Source organism: Pseudomonas sp. LBUM1672, assembly GCF_059695655.1.
Genome location: NZ_CP166781.1, coordinates 5,052,292 through 5,069,217, shown reverse-complemented (window position 1 = coordinate 5,069,217; position 16,926 = coordinate 5,052,292). Strand labels below are relative to the sequence as shown.

Annotated in this window: 16 protein-coding genes; 4 read left to right on the top strand and 12 right to left on the bottom strand. The window is 57.9% G+C overall.

All coding sequences use genetic code 11. The annotated features are described in order from the left end of the window. Positions 1–31: 31 nt before the first annotated feature. From ACA053_RS23175 to ACA053_RS23150, 6 genes are read right to left on the bottom strand one after another with little or no spacing between them, the layout of a single operon-like run. Positions 32–1,741 carry an NAD(P)/FAD-dependent oxidoreductase gene (locus tag ACA053_RS23175; protein WP_497393793.1) on the bottom strand — a complete coding sequence of 570 codons (1,710 nt, stop codon included), beginning with the start codon at positions 1,739–1,741 and terminating at the stop codon, positions 32–34. A 17-nt stretch (positions 1,742–1,758) separates the two neighbouring features. Beyond that, complete coding sequence (locus ACA053_RS23170) at positions 1,759–2,244, bottom strand: aromatic-ring-hydroxylating dioxygenase subunit beta (RefSeq protein WP_497393792.1); 486 nt, start codon at positions 2,242–2,244, stop codon at positions 1,759–1,761. Further along, on the bottom strand, positions 2,222–3,526 hold the full coding sequence (locus ACA053_RS23165) for a Rieske 2Fe-2S domain-containing protein (RefSeq protein WP_497393791.1): 1,305 nt from the start codon (positions 3,524–3,526) through the stop codon (positions 2,222–2,224). The genes ACA053_RS23170 and ACA053_RS23165 overlap by 23 nt, the downstream gene beginning before the upstream one ends. A gap of 13 nt (positions 3,527–3,539) precedes the next feature. After that, positions 3,540–4,460 carry a flavin reductase family protein gene (locus ACA053_RS23160; RefSeq protein WP_497393789.1) on the bottom strand — a complete coding sequence of 307 codons (921 nt, stop codon included), beginning with the start codon at positions 4,458–4,460 and terminating at the stop codon, positions 3,540–3,542. Positions 4,461–4,494: 34 nt separating this feature from the next. Then, the gene (locus ACA053_RS23155) at positions 4,495–4,905 is read right to left on the bottom strand and encodes a DUF4440 domain-containing protein (protein ID WP_497313376.1); all 411 of its coding nucleotides are present in this window, start codon (positions 4,903–4,905) and stop codon (positions 4,495–4,497) included. Next, complete coding sequence (locus tag ACA053_RS23150) at positions 4,886–6,253, bottom strand: MFS transporter (protein WP_109634460.1); 1,368 nt, start codon at positions 6,251–6,253, stop codon at positions 4,886–4,888. Before ACA053_RS23150 ends, ACA053_RS23155 begins: the two co-directional genes overlap by 20 nt. A 105-nt stretch (positions 6,254–6,358) precedes the next feature. Between ACA053_RS23150 and ACA053_RS23145 the strand changes: the two genes are divergently transcribed. Next, on the top strand, positions 6,359–7,246 hold the full coding sequence (locus ACA053_RS23145) for a LysR family transcriptional regulator (protein WP_497396230.1): 888 nt from the start codon (positions 6,359–6,361) through the stop codon (positions 7,244–7,246). A 63-nt stretch (positions 7,247–7,309) separates the two neighbouring features. Here the strand turns inward: ACA053_RS23145 and glpD are convergent, their stop codons facing one another. From glpD to ACA053_RS23125, 4 genes are all read right to left on the bottom strand, one after another. Continuing rightward, positions 7,310–8,848, bottom strand: a complete 1,539-nt coding sequence (gene glpD, locus ACA053_RS23140; RefSeq protein WP_497313374.1) for a glycerol-3-phosphate dehydrogenase — start codon at positions 8,846–8,848, stop codon at positions 7,310–7,312. 316 nt (positions 8,849–9,164) lie between these two features. Then, complete coding sequence (locus ACA053_RS23135; RefSeq protein ID WP_027922833.1) at positions 9,165–9,920, bottom strand: DeoR/GlpR family transcriptional regulator; 756 nt, start codon at positions 9,918–9,920, stop codon at positions 9,165–9,167. A gap of 84 nt (positions 9,921–10,004) precedes the next feature. Next, the gene (gene glpK, locus ACA053_RS23130) at positions 10,005–11,510 is read right to left on the bottom strand and encodes a glycerol kinase GlpK (protein ID WP_497393787.1); all 1,506 of its coding nucleotides are present in this window, start codon (positions 11,508–11,510) and stop codon (positions 10,005–10,007) included. A 75-nt stretch (positions 11,511–11,585) separates the two neighbouring features. Continuing rightward, positions 11,586–12,437: an MIP/aquaporin family protein gene (locus ACA053_RS23125; RefSeq protein ID WP_497393786.1), complete on the bottom strand. Its 852-nt coding sequence runs from the start codon at positions 12,435–12,437 to the stop codon at positions 11,586–11,588. Between the two features lie 371 nt (positions 12,438–12,808). Between ACA053_RS23125 and ybaK the strand changes: the two genes are divergently transcribed. Continuing rightward, positions 12,809–13,279, top strand: coding sequence for a Cys-tRNA(Pro) deacylase (gene ybaK / locus ACA053_RS23120; protein ID WP_109634451.1), 471 nt, complete (start codon positions 12,809–12,811; stop codon positions 13,277–13,279). A gap of 15 nt (positions 13,280–13,294) precedes the next feature. Then, positions 13,295–14,077, top strand: a complete 783-nt coding sequence (locus tag ACA053_RS23115; RefSeq protein ID WP_109634450.1) for a PhzF family phenazine biosynthesis protein — start codon at positions 13,295–13,297, stop codon at positions 14,075–14,077. Between the two features lie 116 nt (positions 14,078–14,193). Here the strand turns inward: ACA053_RS23115 and ACA053_RS23110 are convergent, their stop codons facing one another. After that, a complete protein-coding gene (locus tag ACA053_RS23110) occupies positions 14,194–15,303 on the bottom strand; it encodes an ABC transporter ATP-binding protein (protein WP_109634448.1) in 1,110 nt (369 codons plus the stop codon). Next, positions 15,300–16,220, bottom strand: coding sequence for an ornithine carbamoyltransferase (gene argF, locus ACA053_RS23105; RefSeq protein WP_497313368.1), 921 nt, complete (start codon positions 16,218–16,220; stop codon positions 15,300–15,302). The genes ACA053_RS23110 and argF overlap by 4 nt, the downstream gene beginning before the upstream one ends. 405 nt (positions 16,221–16,625) lie before the next feature. Between argF and plzR the strand changes: the two genes are divergently transcribed. Continuing rightward, entirely contained in the window at positions 16,626–16,919 is a 294-nt protein-coding gene (gene plzR / locus ACA053_RS23100; RefSeq protein WP_497393785.1) for a PlzR type 4 pili assembly inhibitor, read from the top strand. Positions 16,920–16,926 lie beyond the last annotated feature (7 nt).

The following is a 16,926-nucleotide window of genomic DNA, read 5'->3' as shown; positions in this document are numbered from 1 at the left end:
GGCGATAGAGAGGAGGCTTGCGATGAAGGCATCAGCAATAGCGGTATTGAGCGTGCAGTCCGTCCAGCGGATTGTCGGCAATCAAGTCGCCACCCAGACTGCTGATCACCGCACAGGCACCGTTGAGTGCTGTTTGAATGGCGCCTTCCGCCCAGCCACCGGTGAAAGAGCAGCTGCACCCGGCGAGGTACAACCCCGTGTCCTGCTGTGGATCGAGGGCCGTTTTGAATTGATAGAACAAGCGTTCCGAGTAGATATCGTCACCCGGAAAGTTGAGTTTGAAGGCGCCCAGCGAATGCTTGTCGGTCAGCCAGTCATACTCCAGGACATAGCGCTGGTAGTTGCCATTGAGCGGTAGAAGGTGGCTGGCAAACTCAGGTGCGCTCATGGCCAGTTCATCGACAAGGCGCAAGCAGCGTTGAACTTTGTCGGTCATAGAAACCATCTTGTGGGAGTCGTCTTCCCAGGTGTAACTGATCAATACCACGCCCCAGGACTCAGGGTCCTGCGGTGCGTAATCGAGGCAATACACGCCCTTCACCAAGGTGTCTGTCTGGATGTTCTGTGGCAGCCCGTGTTTCAACCAGAACTTGTCTTTGGTCAGGATGAACAGCTTGGACGAACCGACCATGTGGGTTTCGTTGATCGCCCGGGCCACGTCACGATTCACGAAGGCCTGGTTCTGTGTGAGCTTCATGTTCACTTGCAGCGCCCGGGTGGTCGTCGTGGTGATCACCCGGTCGCAGGCATAAGTTTCACCATTGCTGCCGGCCAGCAGGATTTCACCGTTATTGCCCTTGTTGATGGACTCGATGCGGGTGCGGCAGATTCGGTCGCGCAGGGGCATGCCGTGGAATGACGTATCGGCAATCAACTCCGACAGCGATGAGATGCCCATCGGCACCAGCCGTTGATTGACTTCGAGGCCATTGACCACGAGCCGCAGAATCTCGGTAAAGGAGGCGCGGTATACCGATTGGAAACCGCCCGAGCCGATCCCCAGTGAACCGAATAGATGAAAGTCTTCGGGTTTGCGCCACGGTTGTCCGCCGGGCGGGTTGCTGCCGGTGAAAATCTGCACCATGGCCGAATAGAACGAGCTGTCGCCGAAGTAATCCAGATAGCGTTGCCATTCCGGCTGCACTTCCGCGTAGTTGTGTTGCTTGAGTAACTCGGTCAGTAACAACGGTGGCGCCAGGCAGGTGCCGTCATCGAAGGTCACGCCCTCTTTCAAAAACGCACTCCAGCCCCGATGGACCGTGCTGAAAATCGCAGGTGGAGGCTGCATGGCCGCCCAGTGATGAGTCTCACCGCGGTAGTGGATTTCGGTGTCCACGACACCGGGGTCGGGAAACGCTTCAGTGGTTTCGATGCCAAACCGGTTCAGGTAGTGAAACAACCCGACCTCGCTGGAAGGAAAGCGCATCGCGCCCATTTCGGCGATGAATTGCGGGTGGTCATCGTCAAAGCGCTGGGTCAGCAAGCGCCCGCCCAAGTGTTCTTCGGCGGCCTCGAACAGCGTGACTCGCTGGGCACCGGCACGGAGCAGTTCGTAGGCGGCGACCAGCCCGGTCAGCCCGGCGCCGACAATGCCGATGTGTTTATTGGCCGCTTCGGGTGGCAAGTAACCGATCGCATCACTGGCATTGCGCAAAAACTGGCCGTAGTCGTACAACAGGTCGACATACGGAAAAGAACCGGGAAATGTGGCTTCGTCGAAGCCGGTAGTCATAACGTTCACGTGTGATTCTCGATAACTCAGATGATTAACTGCAGGCTTTCAATCGCTCGGGAGGGATTGAGCAGAAGTACTTTTTTGCCTTGGATTTTCCAGGTGCCTTCGACGTTAATCAGTTGATGCTCGACGGTGACCGGGTAATGCCATTCGCTGTCCCCTCGGGCTTCGCAATAGAGCATGTTGGTGCTACTCGATGCGCCCAGTTCGTCGTCTTCCAGACGGATCAACGAACACTGGGCAATATGCAAACTGCGACTCTTGGGCTGTTGCGAGTAGTTGCGCGCGTTGGCCAATCGGTTGATGCGCAGCGTGGTCAGAAACCGGTCTTCATACAGCAGCGAGGACTCATGAAGAGGGCTGGTCTGTTCTCGTCGCAACGGAATCCAGTAGGTGTAGTCGGGGGTCAGCAGTTGTTGCCAGGCACTGAAGTCTTGTTGGTCCAGTAGCTGGATTTCGCTGGCGATCAACTGTTCGATGGCGTGTTTATTGTTCTGATCGAGTTGCATGGTTATCCCGCATCAAGTGCTGCCAGCTGTTGTAAAAATTGCGCATCGCCATTTCGCTGGTGCCCGACACCACCTGGGTCCGCTCATAGGATTCGGTCGATTCAAAGAGTCGCGCCACGTTGACCCACTCGTTGGAATCACTGCGCAATCCCTCCGTCGCCCGCTCGTACATTTCCACATCGTCGTGGGCGACCATCGAGCAAGGGGAATTGATCAGGTTGTTGTACTGGACGGTTCGTTCCAGCAACTGGATGGGGGCGCCCACCAATTCAAAGATCCACGACTCGACCACCGTCTCCTGAGCGCTGATCGGCTTGATCACCCGCAACGTCTGGATCGGGCCCTTGACCATCAGGTTCGGGAAATAGACGGTGTTGTGTCGGGTGTCTTCGAGAATCTCGGTGGCCTGGCGTTCGCCATAGCTCTGGACCATCAAGTCCCAATAACCCGGAATATCGGCATAGGCTTTATGGATTGAGTTGCTGACGCCGGTATGCCCGTGGCCGTTGGGCCAGATGCGAATACCCATGTTGGCGAAGAACTCGTAGGACGCCATGAACGGTGAAAATAGCTCGACCGCCATGGGCGAAGGGCTGCTCTGGTCGCTGGTTTCCTTCCACAAGCGAATCGCTTCGCCCGCCGAGGACTCATGGGCAATCATCGGGTGACAGGTGTCGGTCTGGTTATCGACCACCATTTTCCAGTTGCAGCGATGGCGGTGCAGGAGCGGCTGGCCAACGACGCGCAACTGGCCCAGGGGCGAGCGCAGCACCATGTTGTCCAGCGTCGATAACGACTCGCCAAAAAAGGTGTTGAAGTCGATGCCTTCTGCCTGGAGGCGGACAAATACAAAACCGCGATAGTTCTCCACCGCCGCGACGACTTGCATGCCTTTGTGGGCGGAGCACGCGCTGAGGTCGCAATCGTCGTATTCCTTTTTCACCGGAATACTCAGCAGTTCGCCATCGGTCTTGAAGGTCCACGCATGGTAAGGGCAGCGGATAAACCGACCGACATTGCCGCGAGGCTCGGCCAGCACTTTCACGCCTTTGTGCGGGCAGCGGTTGTGCAGGACAACGATGTCGCCATTTTTTTGCCGGACCATTGCCAAGGGTTGCTGTGCAATGTCGGTGGTGAAAAAGTCGCCGGGCTGCGGGATCAGACTGTCGTGCCCCACGTAACACCAGCTGGCGGCGAAGACGCTGTGTTGTTCCTGGTCGAAGAGCTGTTGATCAAGGTAGAGCGATTTATGCACTTCTCTGCCGTTGAAGTAATTGTCCAAACGGTGTTCCTCGTTAGATCGCCAGCTTCAGGCGTTGGCTTTTGGCCCGGGAGACGCAGGGATAAATCCTTGCGCTGCAGGCAGCTTCTTTTTTGCTCATGATGAAGTCGCGATGGTCGACTTCACCCTCAAGGACCTCCAGCGCGCAGACACCGCACTCACCGCGTCGGCAGTCGTAGAGCGGATCCAGGCCGGCCGCCTCCAGCGCCTCCAGCAAGGTTTGGTCTTGATTGACGTTGACGCTGATACCCGACTCGACGGCGTCAATCACAAAGGCCGACGCATCGTCTTCCCGAACCACGTTGAAGATTTCAAAATGGATGCGCTCGCGCGCCAGGCCACTGGCCTCGGCATGGCAAAACACGTCGTTGAGCATCGCCTGCGGACCGCAGACGTAGAGCCGGTCGTGTGGTGCCAGATCTGCGAGCACCTGACTGACAGCGGGGCGGCCATCGGGTTTATTGGAGAAGTGCAAGTGCAGGCGTTCCTGCAAAAGTGCCTGCAGGGGCAAGGCATAGGCCGCGTCGTTGTCGTTCCTGGCGAAGTAGTGCAGGTGTGCGCTTCGATTCAATGACGTCAGGTGATGAAGGATCCCGGTCAGCGGCGTAATGCCGATGCCGCCGGCAATCGCAATGTCCCTGCCGACGCCTTCAGTGAGCGGGTAGGTGAACGTATTGAACGGGCCATCGAGCTGCACCGTGTCGTTGATTGCCAGCGAACGAATGTAGCGACTGCTGGCCGAGTCGGCCGTGAGCCGGATGGCAAAGACGACGCTGCCTTGCGCCGTCATGCGGTCCGCCAGTTGTACCGCCGAGTAGTGCCGCCATTCATTCAGTTCGGGGATGAACCATTTGAAATGCGCGCCCGCATCCAGCGCGGCATGCCCTGGTGTTTGCGGGCTGACGGTGATTTCTTTGATAGAGGCCGAGAGCATTCGGCAATCAGTGATTGTGTAGTTCATACGAAAATCAGCTTTCCTGGCTTAGCGGCGTTTCATGCAGGTAGATCCATTGGGCGTTGTGGTGATGCAGGCCAATGATCGCCACCGAAATCCGTGAGCTTTCGCGCTGGTCCAGGCGATGGGTTTCCTTGTAGCGGATCGCCACGCTGGCGCCTTCTTGCCACACCGTCTGCAGGTCGCTGATGACGATTTCCAGGCCCGGTTTGGCGCCGATTGCACCCTTGAACATCTGTTCGACCGTCGCCCGGCTGACGATGGCGGCCGAGGTGGTGACCATGGTGAAGTGCTCGGCGAATGCCGACATCAGCGGCTCGAGCGCGGCCTGCCCCTTACCGTTGGCGTCGGTGAACAGGGTGTGGATCAGCTCGTGCACGTGATGAATGCTGTGGTGCGCCTGTTCAACTATTTTGTTGTGCATGACAGTCCTTTTGAGTGTTCAACTGACTCAGTTGAAAGAGTGGGAACAGGCCCACCAGCGCGGCAATGGCGAACGTCACGTGGTAGGCCTGGGTGGTATCGAAATGCTTCAGGAGCAGGTTGAAAACCATCAGGAAGAGGGCGGCGCCGATGCTGAATGACATCTGTCGGTTGATGTTCCAGATGACACTGGCCTTGTGCGTGTCACTTCCCTCGAAATCCATCAACGACGTGGTTTGTGCTGTGTTGGCTCCGATGCCGCCGCCGATCCCCATCAAGCTGTAGGCGATGACAATCACCAGAAGGTCTGAGGGATTGTTCACCAGTAGCAGGGTGGCAATGCCGGCGCTGTGCAACAGCATGCCGAGGGCAAACAGGCGCTTTGCGCCCATCCGGTTGTAGACCCGGCCACAGATCAGCATCGCGATGAACGCGCCGATGGCGTAGAGGATCATGAACATCCCTGTCAGGCGGGCGCTGAAGTGCAGGGTGTTTTGCAGGAAGAAGATGCTCATCAAGTTGACCCCCGTGAACACACCGGGAATCGCGTAATAGATAAAGATGGAGGTGCTGAGTTTTTTGCTTTTGAGCAGGCTCAGTTCAATGATCGGGTTTTTGCAGGTGCGGTAATGCAGCCCGTACAGCACCACGAAAGCAACGCCGGCCATGACGAAGAGGGCGGCCACCCATGCCGGAGCATCGCCGCCGTACAACGACATGCCCATCAGCAGGCTGCCGAGTGCTGCGCTGACCAGCAGCAAGCCCTTGATGTCGGGTCGGGGCAAACTCGTCGGCCGCGCTTCGTTAATCCAGAACCAGGACAGCACTGCCGCGATCAGCGAGAACGGGATGTTGCTGTAGAACACCCAGCGCCAGGAGCTGCTGTCGACGATGACTCCGCCGATGGTTGGTGAAATGGCGGGCGCTATCAGGGCAACGGCCATGACCAAGGTGGATATTTTCGCCCGCTGCTCACCCTTGAACAGGTTGAACGTCAGCGCCTGGCCGACTGGAATCAACAGGCCACCGCCAATCCCCTGGACGAAGCGCCAGATCACCAGCTCGTTGAAACTGTTGGCCAGCCCGCACATCCACACGGAACCTGTGAACACGAGCATCGAGGCGGTGAGGATTTCCCGGCTGCCAAAACGACCGGCCAACCAGGTGCTGACCGGAATGATCAGCGTCAGTCCCAGAATATAAGCATTGGCCACCCAGGCAACGTCTGAAGTACTAACGTGCAGCGCCGCCGATATACTCGGTAATGCGACCGCTGACATAAAGATGTTAATGCAGTCTATAAAAAAGCCGATGAGAAATATCAGTGCAACTTTGTAGCGATAGGTCATGGTGTTTCCCCTTTGCCGCAAAGCATAGGGGCGGTGGACTTGAGCTGTCGATACGACTATCCTTGAAACAATGTTTGACAGGATTTAACAGTGAGCCATATTGCTATGCACACCCATCTTAATCGGGTCCAGACTTTTCTGGCGGTGGTCGATTTTGGTTCTTACACCAAGGCGGCCAATTACCTGAGCATCAGCAAAGCCATGGCCAGCCTGCATGTCAAGGCGCTGGAGGACGTACTGTCAGCGACGCTGTTGATTAGAAATACCCGAAATATATCCCTCACCGAAATCGGTCAGGACTTTTATGAAGAGTTCAAAGGTATTGTCGCGGACATCGATAACGCCTTTGATAATGTATTAAAAGGGCATAACCGAGTTTCCGGGAAGTTGCGCTTAAGTTCCACCAGTGAGTACGGTGAGGCGTATATTCTGCCGTTGATTCCGCAATTCATAGAGCGCTACCCGGAGATCAAACTCTGTTATAACTTTAACTCGTCACTCAATGACCTGGTGGCGGAAAAGTTAGACCTGGTTATCCGTTTGGGCAACTTGGCGGACTCGGCATTCAAGAGCCGTAAACTGGCGGATTATGAAATTGTCCTGGTGGCTACCGAGGCGTTTCTTGCGCGTCACCCGGTGCAAAATCCTCAGGACCTGAATTCGCTGCCGTGGATTGCCAACAGCAACTTGCAGGCACCGACCCAGTGGACGTTGCGCCATCCACAATTGGGGACTGTCGAGATCAACGGGATCAATCAGTATGAATCCAACTCATCCACGGCCATCCGCTCCATGACGTTGTCGTCGCTGGGTGTTTCGGTGCTGCCCGCGTGGGTGGTCAAGGATGACATCGCCAGCGAGCGGCTGATCCGTCTGTTGCCCGACTATTCGCTGCCCTCGCAGTCCGTCAGCGTGGTGTTCCCCAACAGTCCGCATCTGCCCCACAAATCGAGGGCGTTCATTGATTTCCTGCTGCTGCATCTGGCGCAATGAGCCCCTGCAAAAAAGCCCCTGAATCGTGAGATTCAGGGGCTTTCGTTCAAGCGGGTTTTGCTATCAGGCCGCTTCGATCTTGCTGCGGTTCTGCTCGACCTTGCTCAGGTAATCCGCCAGTTTCTGCTGTTCCGCCGGGGTGGTGAACAGGCCCAGCTTGCTGCGGCGCCACAGGATGTCATGGGCGGTGGTCGCCCATTCTTCGCTGCACAGGTAATCGACTTCGCGGGTGTAGAGGCCGCCACCGATGTGTTCACCCAGGTCGCTGAGGTTCTGTACGCCTTCCAGCATGCGCCAGGTGCGGCTGCCATAGGTGGTTGCCCAGCGGCGGGAAATTTCGGTTGGCACCCAGTCGAACTTGTCGCGAATCAGCGAGCTCAACGCTTGCGGGGTGGTCATGTCTTCGCCGCCCGGCAGGGTGGCGCTGACGGTCCAGGTGGGCTTGATGTGCGAGAAGTACGGCGCCAGTTGTGCCAGCGCCGACTCGGCCAGTTTGCGGTAGGTGGTCAACTTGCCGCCGAACACCGACAGCAACGGCGCTTCCTCGCCAGTACCCGACAGCGCCAACGTGTAGTCGCGGGTGACGGCCGACGGGTTGTCGGATTCGTCGTTGCACAGCGGACGAACACCGGAATAGCTGTGCAGAATGTCGTCGCGGCTGATCCGCTTCTTGAAGTGCGCGTTGACTACTTTCAACAGGTAATCGGTTTCGCCTTCGGTGATCGCTACCTTTGCCGGATCGCCGGTGTACTCGCGGTCGGTGGTGCCGATCAGGGTGAAGTGGTTCAGGTACGGAATCGTGAAGACGATGCGTTGGTCTTCGTTTTGCAGAATGTGCGCGTGTTCGCCTTCGTACAATTTCGGCACAATCAGGTGGCTGCCCTGGATCAGGCGGATGCCATACGGCGATTCCATCTTCAGGTCGTCACGAATGAATTTGGCGACCCATGGGCCGGCGGCGTTTACCAGCGCTTTGGCGCGGATCGAAAACAGGCTGCCATCGGCGCGTTCCAGGTGCAGATGCCACAAACCCTTGGTACGACGGGCGCTGACGCAACGGGTCTGGGTGTGAACGTGGGCGCCTTTCTCGCGGGCGGCCATAGCGTTCAGCACCACCAAGCGAGCATCGTCGACCCAGCAATCGGAGTATTCGAAGCCTTTGGTGATTTCACTTTTCAGCGGGCTGTCCGGACCGAACTTCAGGCTTTTCGAGCCTTCGAGTTTTTCCCGCTTGCCGAGGTGGTCATACAGGAACAGGCCGGCGCGGATCATCCAGGCCGGACGCAGGTGCGGACGGTGCGGCAGCACGAAGCGCATTTGCTTGACGATGTGCGGCGCCTTGGCCAGCAACACTTCGCGTTCGGCAAGGGCTTCGCGCACCAGGCGGAATTCGTAATGTTCGAGGTAGCGCAGGCCACCGTGGATCAGCTTGCTGCTGGCCGATGACGTGTGGCTGGCCAGGTCATCCTTTTCGCAAAGGAACACCGAGAGACCGCGACCGGCGGCATCCGCTGCGATCCCCACGCCATTGATCCCACCACCGATGACGGCGATGTCGTAGACCTCAGCGAGAGGGGGCGTAGGCAAGGTAGAAGTGGGCATCGGCTGGCCTCGGGCTCTTTTGATTTTCTGTATTGGAATACGAACATTAATGTTCATTTGCGAAAATAGTAGCCCATTAAACCGCCCACAGCCAGTCAACTTCGATTGAAAATACTGATCGAAGGGCCGAGAAAGGAAAATTTACGAACATTAGGTCGTTGCGAAGAACATATGTGGCGAGGGGATTCATCCCCGTTCGGCTGCAAAGCAGTCGTCAAACCACCACACGAGGTGTATCAGAAATACCGTAGTTGCAGGTTCTAGGGCTGCTGCGCAGCCCAACGGGGATAAATCCCCTCGCCACAGGGGAGGGGGGTTAAACCACTTCCAGCCGAATCTTGTGCTGACTCAACAACTGCGCCAACGCCGGCACAGGCTGCTGATCGGTCACCAGGCAATCAATCAAACTGATCGGCCCCAGGCGAATCATGGCGTTGCGCCCGAATTTGCTGGAGTCAGCCGCCAGGATCACCTTCCGGGCATTGGCGATGATCGCCTGCGACACCCGCACTTCCTGGTAATCGAAATCGAGCAGGCTGCCGTCTTCATCGATACCGCTGATACCAACCAAGGCAAAGTCGACCTTGAACTGGTTGATGAAGTCGACACTCGCCTGACCGACCACGCCACCGTCGCGCCGCACATTGCCACCGGTCAGCAGAACGTCGAAGTCGTCCTTGGCGCTGAGCATCGAGGCCACGTGCAGGTTGTTGGTGATGATTTTCAGGTGATTGTGATTGAGCAGCGCCCGGGCAATCGATTCGGTGGTGGTGCCGATATTGATAAACAGCGAGGCGTGATCCGGGATCTGCGCCGCAATGGCTTCGCCGATACGCTGCTTTTCATCGCGCATCTGGTCGGCGCGCATGGCGTAGGCGGTGTTTTCGACACTGGAATCGTAGGCTGCGCCGCCGTGGTAGCGACGCAACAAATTGGCTTCCGCGAGCTGATTGATATCGCGGCGGATGGTCTGCGGTGTAACGACGAACAGCGTGGCCATTTCCTCGATGCTGACATAGCCGCGTTCGCGGACCAGTTCGAGGATTTGCTGCTGACGGGGAGGCAGATTCATGGGGCTTCCTTTGGCTGCCGTGCAAAAATTTGCCCATGATGCCGCAGGAATCTGCTCCCGACCAGTTACAACCCTGCTGTTGGCTTATTCAGCGCCTTCATGCGGTTCCCAGTCGCGGGTGCGGCTGACGGCTTTTTTCCAGCCGGCGTAGAGTTTTTCCTTGGCGGTTTCGTCCAGGGTCGGTTCGAATTCGCGTTCGATCACTGCCTTGCCGCGCAACTCATCCAGGCTGCCCCAGAAGCCGCACGCCAGACCAGCCAGGTAAGCGGCGCCCAGTGCGGTGGTTTCACGCATTTGCGGACGCTCGACCTGAGTGCCGAGGATGTCGGCCTGGAACTGCATCAGGAAGTTGTTGGCGACCGCGCCACCGTCCACACGCAGGGATTTCAGGCGTTCGCCGGAATCCTGTTGCATGGCGTCGAGCACGTCGCGGGTCTGGTAGGCAATCGACTCCAGTGCGGCACGAATGATGTGATCCACGCGCACGCCGCGGGTCAGGCCGAACAGGGCGCCACGGGCATACGGGTCCCAGTACGGCGCGCCGAGGCCGGTAAAGGCCGGTACCAGGTACACGCCGTTGCTGTCCTTGACCTTGTTGGCAAAGTATTCGGTGTCGTGGGCGTCGTTGATGATCTTCAGTTCGTCACGCAGCCACTGAACGGTCGAACCACCATTGAACACTGCGCCTTCCAGCGCGTAAGCCACTTCGCCGCACGGGCCGCAAGCGATGGTGGTGAGCATGCCGTGCTTGGACTTCACAGCTTTGTCGCCGGTGTTCATCAGCAGGAAGCAACCGGTGCCGTAGGTGTTTTTTGCCTGGCCTGGCTCCACGCACATCTGGCCGAAAAGGGCTGCTTGCTGATCGCCGGCGATACCGCCGATGGCGATGCCGCTTTTGGTGTGGCCATAGATTTCCGACGAGGACTTCACTTCCGGCAGCATCTCGCGCGGAATATCCAGCACCTCCAGCATCTTCGCGTCCCACTCAAGTGTGTGGATGTTGAAGAGCATGGTGCGCGAGGCGTTGGTGTAGTCGGTGACGTGCACCTTGCCGCCGGTAAATTTCCAGATCAGCCAGCTGTCGACGGTGCCAAACAGCAGTTCGCCTTTGCGCGCACGTTCGCGGCTGCCTTCGACGTTGTCGAGGATCCACTTGAGTTTGGTGCCGGAGAAGTACGGGTCGGTGACCAGGCCGGTGGTTTCGCTGATGTATTGCTCGTGGCCATCGCGCTTGAGCTGCTGGCAGATCTCGGTGCTGCGGCGGCACTGCCAGACAATCGCGTTGTAGATCGGGCGGCCGGTGGTCTTGTCCCAGACCACGGTGGTTTCGCGCTGGTTGGTGATGCCGATGGCCGCGACCTGGTCGTGATGCAGGCCGGCTTGCGCCAGGGCCTCGACCATCACGGCGCTTTGGGTGGCGAAGATTTCCATCGGGTCGTGTTCGACCCAACCGGCTTGCGGGTAATGCTGGACGAATTCGCGCTGGGCGGTGCAGACCACGTTCGCGTCACGATCGAAAATGATCGCGCGGGAGCTGGTCGTACCCTGATCGAGGGCAATGATGTAGTTCTTATTCTGAATGTCGGTCATGTCGATTGCCTTGGACGAAAAAAGGGAGAAAGGTCCGGCGCGAGATCAAATGGGCAGGATCACGCGCCTACGGTATCAAGAAGTTCTTGGTTTGCCGTCAATGGCCGGTGTTACGTCCTGTGTAGCAGGTAGGGCGCTGGGCAGATGACGGGCAATCAGCCCGCGATAGGCGGCAGCACCGAGGCAGGCACCGACAATCGGTGCAAAAATCGGAATCAGGAAATACGGGATATCGCGGCCACCGGTGAGGGAAATTTCACCCCAGCCGGTGAAGAAAGTCATCAGCTTCGGACCGAAATCTCGCGCCGGGTTCATCGCAAAACCGGTGAGCGGGCCCATCGAGCTGCCAATCACTGCGATCAGTAAACCGATCAGCAGCGGCGCCAGAGGGCCTTTTGGCAGACCATTGTTGTCGTCGGTCAGGGACATGATCACGCCCATCAGGATGGCGGTGATGATCACCTCAACCAGAAACGCCTGGGCGGTGGACAGGGCCGGGTTGGGGAAGGTGGAAAACACCGACGCCAATTCGAGGCTGGCCTGGGTGCCACGAACCATATGGTGAGTTTGTTCGAAATCGAAGAATAGATTGCTGTACAGCGTGTAGACCAAAAATGCGCCGCAGAACGCGCCAGCAATTTGAGAGAGGATATAGAACGGCAGTTTGCGCTTTTCGAAGTCAGCGAAAATGCTCAGGGCGATGCTGACGGCAGGATTGAGGTGAGCCCCGGAAACCCCGGCGGTCAAGTAGATCGCCATGCTCACGCCGACGCCCCAGATGATGCTGATTTCCCACAGGCCAAAGCTGGCACCCGCGACCTTGAGCGCAGCAACGCAACCGGTGCCGAAAAAGATAAGCAGTGCAGTGCCCAGAAACTCGGCCATGCATTGGCTTGAGAGCGACGGTTGTTGTAAAGCAGTTGTCATTGGAAACCTCGTTTTTGTTGTTGTCTGGCGCTTCTTTCGTCATGGCCAAAGCGCGTTTTCCACCGAGGCAGAATCCCCATCCTGTTCTCGGCCTAATGCTGGGGTGCTGCGATGACACATTCGTACGGTATTCAGATTCGAAAAAATATAGACAAGAAACGCTGCTGTCAAAGGTCGAAAGTGAACCGTCGGTCACAATTCAACTATTAGTCACGTGAATGATCGTATCGTTCACGCCGCGGGCCGAGCGCGGACGAGTGGCACGTGGCGCTGCCAAGCCTTTGAAACAGTGGCGCAATAGAGCCTTTTGCCGTTCAATGTCCTAGAATCCAGCGCAGGATTTTTCTACTGCCGCCCAGTCTGGAGCTGCCATGACCCCCGCATTGGATTTGTTGAAAAAAGTTCGAGCCGAACATCGCGTGCACAGTTATGAACATGATCCGAAGGCAGCGTCTTATGGGCTGGAGGCCGCGGAGAAGCTGGGACTGAACCCGGCGCAGGTGTTCAAGACCTTGCTGGCGGCCAGTGAGAAAGGTGAATTGCTGGTGGCGGTGGTGCCGGTCGTCGGAAGTCTGGACTTGAAGCATCTGGCGCACGCGGCGGGGGTGAAAAAAGTCGAAATGGCCGACCCTGCCGCCGCGCAACGCACGACGGGTTATCTGTTGGGTGGGATCAGCCCGCTGGGGCAGAAGAAGCGTTTGCGTACGTTTATCGATAACTCTGCTCAGCCCTTTGCGACTATTTTCGTCAGTGCCGGTCGGCGTGGTCTGGAAGTGGAATTGGCGCCGACCGTGCTGGCCGAACACACTCAGGCCAAGTTTGCCGATATCGGTCGCGCCTAAATCAGGGAGAAGGTTATGCAGCTTGAGTTTCATCAGGTCGACGCGTTCAGCGATCGCCCGTTCAGTGGGAACCCGGCGATGGTGTACCGGCTTGAGGCCTGGCTCGCCGATGAGTTGATGCAGAAGATCGCTGCCGAGCACAACCTCGCTGAAACCGCCTTCGTGGTGCGCGAGGGGCAGGGCTGGCACATTCGCTGGTTTACCCCGACCACTGAGGTGCCGTTGTGCGGCCATGCGACCCTCGCCAGTGCGCATGTTTTGTTTGAAATCTATAAGGAACCGGTCGAACGCCTGGACTTCATCTGCAAGTCCGGCCCGTTGAGTGTGAGTCGTGAGGACGGACGCTTGTGGCTGGATTTTCCGGCCATCGTGCCGTCTGAAGTGGGCGTGACGCTGGATGTCGAACGCGCCTTGGGTGTCGAAGTGGTCGACGTGTTGGGTTCAAATGAATTGTTCGTGGTGCTGGAATCGGAGCAGGCGGTGCTCGATTGTCAGCCAGACATGGTCGCCCTGGCCAAACTGCCGTGGCCGGGTGCGATCGTCACCGCCAAGGGCGGCAAGCATGATTTTGTGTCGCGTTACTTCGCCCCGGCGATCGGCATCAATGAAGATCCGGTGACCGGGTCGACCCATTGCAGCTTGATTCCGTATTGGTCGAAGCGGTTGGGCAAGTCGAGCCTCACGGCGTATCAGTGCTCGAATCGAGGCGGAGAGTTGTTCTGCCGGCTGGAAGGGGATCGGGTGAAGATTGGCGGGAATGCTACGCTGGTTGCGAGCGGAACACTTATTCTCGGTTGACACAAATCTTATGTGGGAGCGGGCTTGCTCGCGAAAGCGATATTACATTCAACGAAGATGTTGACTGGTCCGGCGCTTTCGCGAGCAAGCACGCTCCCACAGTTTGTTCGTGTATGTCAGCTGGCGGTGCTGTAGCGGCGAACACCGGACTCGACCGCCAGAATCTGCGCTGCCGTGCTACCGGACGCCTGGAACAGCACCAGGTGTTCAGCCGCGACTCGAATACCCACCTCGGCACCGACGTGATGATCAGCATGGCTGGGAAAGATCGATTCCAGCTGTGCACCGGTCGGCAACTGCAAACGATACAGCGTCGACGCACCCTGGAAGGACTTCCCGACAATCCGTGCCTTCAAACCGCTGTCGGGTGCATAAACGATATCGTCCGGACGCAGCAACACGTCCACCGCTCCGCCCACTGGCCAGGTGTAGGCGCGATTACCGCGTAACTCACCCAGTTCAGTCTGCACCGACTCCGGGCTGCTCAATTGGCCGCGGATGAAATAACCCTGGCCAATGAAGCTGGCCACATAAGGCGTCAGCGGTTCGTGATACAGGTTGTAGGGCGTGTCCCACTGTTCCAGCCGGCCTTCCTTGAACACCCCGACGTGATCGCTCACCGCAAAGGCTTCTTCCTGGTCATGGGTTACCAGAATCGCGCTGGTGCCACGGGCCTTGAGAATGTCGCGCACTTCATGGCTGAGCTTGCGCCGCAGTTCGCCATCGAGGTTGGAGAACGGTTCGTCGAGCAACAGCAGTTGCGGTTCCGGTGCCAGAGCGCGGGCCAGTGCGACACGTTGTTGCTGACCACCGGACAACTCATGCGGGAAGCGCTTGCCAAGGTTTTTCAGGTTGACCAGTTCCAGCAGTTCTTCGGTGACGCGATCCTTTTGCGGATGCTTGCGGATCCCGAAAGCGATGTTCTCGGCCACGCTCAAATGCGGAAACAGCGCGTAGTCCTGGAACACCATGCCGATTCGGCGTTTCTCCGGGGCGAGGGTGAAACCGGCGCGGGAAATGGTCTCGCCCGCCAGCGTGATTTCACCTTCGTGCACCGGTTCGAAACCGGCAATCGCCCGTAGCGTTGTGGTCTTGCCGCAGCCTGAAGAGCCCAGCAGGCAACCGATGTCGCCGACATTCAAATGCAGGTTGAGGTTCTGCACCACGCGCTGGTCTTGATAGCCACAGGCGAGGTTGCGCAGGTTAAGCAGTAATGGATGGCTCATGCGTGATGGTACGAAGGCGGGACGAGAAACTCGAGCAGGGCCTTTTGTGCGTGAAGGCGGTTTTCCGCTTGATCCCAGGCGACGGAGCGCTTGTCATCGAGCACGTCGAGGCTGATTTCCTCGCCACGGTGGGCCGGCAGGCAGTGCATGAACAGCACATCCTCAGCCGCGAGGTCGAGCAAGGCGCGAGTCACCTGGAACGGCGCGAACAGCTTCAGGCGCTTGGCGGTTTCTTCTTCCTGGCCCATGGAGGTCCAGACGTCGGTGCTCACCAGGTGGGCGCCACGCACGGCGTCCTTCGGATCGCGGACGATGGTCACGCGATCACCTGCCTTGGCCAGGAATTGCGGGTTGGGTTCAAAACCTTCAGGGCAGGCGATGCGCAACTGGAAGTCGAACTGGATCGCCGCTTCTATATAGCTGTTGCACATGTTGTTGCCGTCGCCGATCCAGGCCACGGTCTTGCCCTGGATCGAGCCGCGATGTTCGAGGAAGGTTTGCATGTCGGCCAGCAACTGGCACGGGTGCAGGTCATCGGACAGGCCGTTGATCAGCGGGACGCGCGAATTGGCGGCAAATTCGGTCAGGGTACTGTGGGAAAACGTGCGGATCATCACCGCATCGAGCATGCTCGACATGACAATGGCGGCGTCGCCGATCGGCTCGCCACGGCCCAGCTGCGTGTCGCGCGGTGACAGGAAAATGGCCTGGCCGCCGAGCTGGATCATGCCGGCTTCGAACGAAATTCGGGTGCGGGTCGAGGACTTCTCGAAAATCATCCCGAGCACGCGGTTTTTCAGAGGCTCGAACAGTACGCCGCGGTTACGCAGGTCCTTGAGCTCAACGCCTCGACGGATCACGCTGACCAGCTCTTCGGGCGTGCAATCCATCAGGGAGAGAAAGTGCCTTGCGCTCATCATTGACTACCTTTTTGCAACAGACCGCAGATACTCAAAGCCTTGTTTAACTGAAAAACGGGCGAGACCTGCGGCGTAAGCCGCACGGGGCGACGAAATAGGGGGAGGCGCGATATTGACATTAAATGTCGCGTTTTTCCAATAGGCTACGGTGTTTGGGGATTTCAGAGGGGCTACGGGGTGTCCGCAGTAGCGCTTTTGAAGCCGGTTTACTGACAGCAGCCTGTCATTTGTACACTGGGCTCCTTGGGGTTGGCAATCAAACCGGGCGGGGATCGCATGGCCACGGGTCGGTTTCTGACCTGATATTCGCGACGGTGGCTGGCGATGTGCCGGGATGAAACATTTGCTAATGCAAAGTGCTGGGTTATAACTAGCTCACGAATGATGCAGGAAGCCTTCGGAATGGAATCGAAAGAACAGCTGTTAATGGATTTACTTGGCCTCACGGCCCGTTCTCTGACCCACCTCACCGCTTCCATGACGTCGATGTCCTTTGAATTGATGCGCAGTGAAGACGAAGTGACCAAGGCGGCCGGTCGACGCATGATCGACCGCATGGCAACCATCAGCACCGGGCTCGATGAGCACTGGCGACTGATCGGCGAGCTCACCGGCGTACATGTCGCCCAGGAGCAGATCGAAACCATTCAGGAGATCCAGTTGCAGGCGCCGCCACCTGGGTTGCCGCCGAAGTGATCGTGCG

Excerpts from the sequence above, each read along its gene's own strand:
- ACA053_RS23115 (WP_109634450.1), top strand. The coding sequence starts at position 13,295 with ATGCAGCTTGAGTTTCATCAGGTCGACGCGTTCAGCGATCGCCCGTTC.
- ACA053_RS23150 (WP_109634460.1), bottom strand. The coding sequence starts at position 6,253 with ATGACCTATCGCTACAAAGTTGCACTGATATTTCTCATCGGCTTTTTT.
- ybaK (WP_109634451.1), top strand. The coding sequence starts at position 12,809 with ATGACCCCCGCATTGGATTTGTTGAAAAAAGTTCGAGCCGAACATCGC.
- argF (WP_497313368.1), bottom strand. The coding sequence starts at position 16,220 with ATGAGCGCAAGGCACTTTCTCTCCCTGATGGATTGCACGCCCGAAGAG.
- plzR (WP_497393785.1), top strand. The coding sequence starts at position 16,626 with ATGGAATCGAAAGAACAGCTGTTAATGGATTTACTTGGCCTCACGGCC.
- ACA053_RS23110 (WP_109634448.1), bottom strand. The coding sequence starts at position 15,303 with ATGAGCCATCCATTACTGCTTAACCTGCGCAACCTCGCCTGTGGCTAT.
- ACA053_RS23155 (WP_497313376.1), bottom strand. The coding sequence starts at position 4,905 with ATGCACAACAAAATAGTTGAACAGGCGCACCACAGCATTCATCACGTG.
- ACA053_RS23170 (WP_497393792.1), bottom strand. The coding sequence starts at position 2,244 with ATGCAACTCGATCAGAACAATAAACACGCCATCGAACAGTTGATCGCC.
- glpD (WP_497313374.1), bottom strand. The coding sequence starts at position 8,848 with ATGCCCACTTCTACCTTGCCTACGCCCCCTCTCGCTGAGGTCTACGAC.
- ACA053_RS23160 (WP_497393789.1), bottom strand. The coding sequence starts at position 4,460 with ATGCTCTCGGCCTCTATCAAAGAAATCACCGTCAGCCCGCAAACACCA.
- ACA053_RS23125 (WP_497393786.1), bottom strand. The coding sequence starts at position 12,437 with ATGACAACTGCTTTACAACAACCGTCGCTCTCAAGCCAATGCATGGCC.
- ACA053_RS23135 (WP_027922833.1), bottom strand. The coding sequence starts at position 9,920 with ATGAATCTGCCTCCCCGTCAGCAGCAAATCCTCGAACTGGTCCGCGAA.
- ACA053_RS23145 (WP_497396230.1), top strand. The coding sequence starts at position 6,359 with ATGCACACCCATCTTAATCGGGTCCAGACTTTTCTGGCGGTGGTCGAT.
- glpK (WP_497393787.1), bottom strand. The coding sequence starts at position 11,510 with ATGACCGACATTCAGAATAAGAACTACATCATTGCCCTCGATCAGGGT.